General features: G+C 50.2%; 1 rRNA gene. It reads right to left on the bottom strand.

The annotated features are described in order from the left end of the window. Nucleotides 1–1161 (bottom strand): 23S ribosomal RNA (locus ACCD02_RS32535); the annotation flags it as partial. Between the last annotated feature and the right edge of the window lie 113 nt (nt 1162–1274).

Genomic DNA, 1274 nt, shown 5'->3' with positions numbered 1-1274 from the left:
TGATACCCGTAGCTTCGGTGCATGGTTTGAGCCCCGTTACATCTTCCGCGCAGGCCGACTCGACTAGTGAGCTATTACGCTTTCTTTAAAGGGTGGCTGCTTCTAAGCCAACCTCCTAGCTGTCTAAGCCTTCCCACATCGTTTCCCACTTAACCATGACTTTGGGACCTTAGCTGACGGTCTGGGTTGTTTCCCTTTTCACGACGGACGTTAGCACCCGCCGTGTGTCTCCCATGCTCGGCACTTGTAGGTATTCGGAGTTTGCATCGGTTTGGTAAGTCGGGATGACCCCCTAGCCGAAACAGTGCTCTACCCCCTACAGTGATACATGAGGCGCTACCTAAATAGCTTTCGAGGAGAACCAGCTATCTCCGAGCTTGATTAGCCTTTCACTCCGATCCACAGGTCATCCGCTAACTTTTCAACGGTAGTCGGTTCGGTCCTCCAGTTAGTGTTACCCAACCTTCAACCTGCCCATGGATAGATCGCCCGGTTTCGGGTCTATTCCCAGCGACTAAACGCGCTATTAACACTCGCTTTCGCTACGCCTCCCCTATTCGGTTAAGCTCGCCACTGAAAATAAGTCGCTGACCCATTATACAAAAGGTACGCAGTCACCCAACAAAGTGGGCTCCCACTGCTTGTACGCATACGGTTTCAGGATCTATTTCACTCCCCTCTCCGGGGTTCTTTTCGCCTTTCCCTCACGGTACTAGTTCACTATCGGTCAGTCAGTAGTATTTAGCCTTGGAGGATGGTCCCCCCATATTCAGACAAAGTTTCTCGTGCTCCGTCCTACTCGATTTCATTGCAAAGAGATTTTCGCGTACAGGGCTATCACCCACTATGGCCGCACTTTCCAGAGCGTTCCGCTAATCTCAATACAACTTAAGGGCTGGTCCCCGTTCGCTCGCCACTACTAAGGGAATCTCGGTTGATTTCTTTTCCTCAGGGTACTTAGATGTTTCAGTTCCCCTGGTTCGCTCCATACACCTATGTATTCAGTGTAAGGTAACCATCTTATGATGGCTGGGTTCCCCCATTCAGACATCTCCGGATCACAGTCTGTTTGCCGACTCCCCGAAGCTTTTCGCAGGCTACCACGTCTTTCATCGCCTCTGACTGCCAAGGCATCCACCGTATGCGCTTCTTCACTTGACCATATAACCCCAAGCAATCTGGTTATACTATGAAGACGACATTCGCCGAAAATTTGCTTCTCTTACGAGAACTCACAAATTTTACCTTAGCCTGAACAACACCAGTGAAAGTGC

Source organism: Pseudomonas sp. Pseusp88 (assembly GCF_047303955.1).
In the GTDB taxonomy this organism is placed as follows: Bacteria; Pseudomonadota; Gammaproteobacteria; order Pseudomonadales; family Pseudomonadaceae; genus Aquipseudomonas.
Note: the sequence above shows the minus strand (reverse complement) of the source record. Positions and strands in the feature narration are given on the sequence as shown.